Below are 3,223 nucleotides of genomic sequence, written 5' to 3'. Positions count from 1 at the left end.
CACAAGGTCGGCGTGCTACGGGCTACGCTAACGCTTCGGTGCTGCGCTTCGCTCCGCACTGGGCTAACGCCCACCCTCCGCATGCCTCACGCTTATCCCTCCTCAACTAAATTCCCACTCTTATCTATCTTGTACCACTTCCTCTTCAACTTCACACGTGCCCAATCCCCCTCAAAACTCTCCGCTTCATCATACTTACACTCTATCACCTGCTCACCCTCCTTATTCACAAAACCCTCCTTCTTCCCCATCCTTACCTTCGCTAATCCACTCCTAAAACTCCATGCATCATCATACTTAAACCCTATCACCTGCTCCCCTGATACACTAATATACCCCCACTTACCCCTAAACTTCACCGCAGCTAAACCCTCCGTAAAACTCAATGCATCCTCATAGTACCTACATGCAATTACCTCTCGCCCTTCACTATCATAAAAACCATACCTATTCCCTAACCTCACCTTAGCTAAACCCTCACTAAACCTGTAAATCTCATCATACATACAAGGAACTAACAACTTACCCGTTTCATCATACAAACCGTACTTATCCCCTAATCTCACTACTATTAACCCATCTTTCAAATACCAAACCTCATCATAGGTACAAGGTACAACCTGCTCTTCGCTTCGATTGATATACCCCCACTTGCCGTTAAGCTTAGCTTTTGCTACACCTCGCTCAAATGACATAAGTTCATCATACTGGCAAGAGATAACTTCTTCGCCCCGACGATTGATATACCCCCTCTTACCGTCCAATTCCACAAGCGCTAAACCTTCCGAGAAAGACCATGCATCATCATATTTACAAGGTACAATCTCCTCACCCCGTATATTTACATACCCATACTTACCGTCCAATACCACACGCGCTAAACCTTCCGAGAAATCCCATGCATCATCATATTTACAAGGTACAATCTCCTCGCCCCGTATATTTACATACCCATACTTACCGTCCAATCTAACAAGCGCTAAACCTTCCGAGAAAGACCATGCATAATCATATTTACAAGGTACAACTATTTTTCCTTCGGCTGTCCGGAAGCCCCATCTTCTACCATCACTGTAAGGGCTAAGTTTTTGAACAGTCATACAAAGTGCAAAATTAAAAAAAGTTTTACATGTGTCAATAATTTAGGTAATTATTTTTTATGGCCTATTGTATAAATATCATACTGATTGTAAGCGTTTGCATCAGGAGCATGCCGCTCAGGACAATCCGCAATCCCAAACCCGAACACAGCAAGAATACCAAAAAATTATATCTTAAATTTTACCGTTTGGCTACTACGTTCAACTTGGGCTATACGTTCTTTCAAATAGCCTTACACCCATAAACAACACTAAGCGCATACCTAAAAACCAAAAAATTTTGTAAGATATCATAAACCTACTAAATTTGAAGTTGAAAACCTAAATAAAATTCAAGTATGCTTACAACCGAGAAAATTCACTCTATTGCTCCCTCTAGCAGTGTATTAGAGGAAGCAGAAAGTATTACAACAGAAATTTTCAGTGTAGGTAAAAAAGACTCTTTTTATTGGGGTCAATACAAAGGTAGTGAAGTCAAACCCTACACTCCTATGTTCAATGCTGCCAATTTAACTTACACTTGCTCTTGTACGGCTGCAAAAAGAGGAGGAATTTGCAAGCACGTATTAGGGTTGATGTTAAGAAGCATTCAAACCCCCGAAGATTTTTTATTATCTATTGATGCTCCTCCCTGGGCTGAAAATTGGGTCAAAAAACAAATCCAAAAGTTGCAAGAACTTTTAGAAAACCAAGACTCAAATCAAGAAGATAAGCCAACAATAGGTTTAGCACGCATTCGAAGCGCTAAATCCAAAGAAGCTCAAAAAAGAGAAAAACAAATGTCCGAAGGAATAGAGTTGCTCAAATCCTACCTTAATGATGTACTCAATGAAGGAACCACCATCGCTTTTAAATGGACTGATAAGAGAAAACAATCTTTAATTGAATCGCTCAATGCTTCCAAGATGCCTGAACTAGCTTATTTAATAGAAGAAGAGTTAGAAAGAAGCCCTGCCGAAACAATCGCTAAAAGTACCATACTATGCAACCTGTGGCAAAAAAGAGACACTTTATCACCCGAGGTTCAAGAGTTCTTACTCAATAGGTTAGGAAGTTACTTAAAAAAAGAGGATGTACAAAAATACAGAGATATAGTTAAAGATAGATGGCTATGTGTAGGGTATTACAAAGAATACCGCCAGAAACCTACTGCAATAAATAATCACTACTGGTTTTTGATAGGTCAAAATACAGGAGAGTGGAACTACATCACACATACAGAAGTAGTTGAAGCAAAAATAAACACAGAAATTGCTCCTAATTTAGCCAAAGGCGAGATATATGAGGGTAGTATTGCATATTACCCTGGTTCTCAAAGGGGTATTCTCTTACCAGATTGGCGCATGTCTGAAAACCAAACTCAATTTAATCTTGCAGCACCCGTTACGTTTCACTACCCAGATAAAACCATAAATGAACTACCATTGTTCTGCTTTTTGCGTACAGCATCGCAAAGCTACATACAAAAAATAGACAAAGAATTCTACGTTCAAGTACAAAGTAAAATGTATCCCTGTAATTCAAACTTACAGCAATTATACAATAAACAAGGCAAAGAAGGTATTACGTTAATCTATTTGCAGTTGTATCCGCATTCTATCATACCCTTGTGCGGGATACTAAAAGATGGTCATTTTATTCTTATTGAATCTAAAATAAATAGCGCTCTCAAAGGGCAAGCTAAAGTTTCTGAAACACTCAGAAAGCGCCTTGAAGTAGGTAAAAAGCTAGGAAATATTGAACTTCCAGGGGCAAATAACACAGGACTAGAGCCTATTCAACAATGGACAAGAGCTTTTCTAGCGTATAATTACAGTCTTGAACCTTCTACTTTACCTCTAGAAAAAAAATCTTAATGAAAAAGAGCAGAGATAAAAGTTTGTATTGAGGTCCTAGTCGTGCTCTTGGCTGTGCTGCGGACTACACTTCATTCCGCACTGAGCTAACGCCCACCCTCCGCATGCCTCACGCAAAGGATCTCTGAAAAAACTATTTCAGGGCACTTTATGCAAAGTTTTAGCTTGTAAGTAGCTGTACTTCAAGCTTAAACAAGGTAAAGACATAACTGCATAGGTAATTTGCGTGAGGGGCATGGAGCATGCCGTTAGGCAGTACGAAGCGTT

Annotated in this window: 2 protein-coding genes; one reads left to right on the top strand and one right to left on the bottom strand. The window is 39.7% G+C overall.

The annotated features are described in order from the left end of the window. Positions 1 to 92: 92 nt before the first annotated feature. A complete protein-coding gene (locus tag NZ519_13310) occupies positions 93 to 1,100 on the bottom strand; it encodes a WG repeat-containing protein (GenBank protein MCS7029732.1) in 1,008 nt (335 codons plus the stop codon). 338 nt (positions 1,101 to 1,438) lie between these two features. On the opposite strand from NZ519_13310, the gene NZ519_13305 reads away from it, so the two are divergent. Further along, complete coding sequence (locus NZ519_13305) at positions 1,439 to 2,956, top strand: hypothetical protein (GenBank protein MCS7029731.1); 1,518 nt, start codon at positions 1,439 to 1,441, stop codon at positions 2,954 to 2,956. Positions 2,957 to 3,223 lie beyond the last annotated feature (267 nt).

It is taken from the genome of Bacteroidia bacterium, assembly GCA_025056095.1.
Classification (GTDB): Bacteria; Bacteroidota; Bacteroidia; order JANWVE01; family JANWVE01; genus JANWVE01.
Note: the sequence above shows the minus strand (reverse complement) of the source record. Positions and strands in the feature narration are given on the sequence as shown.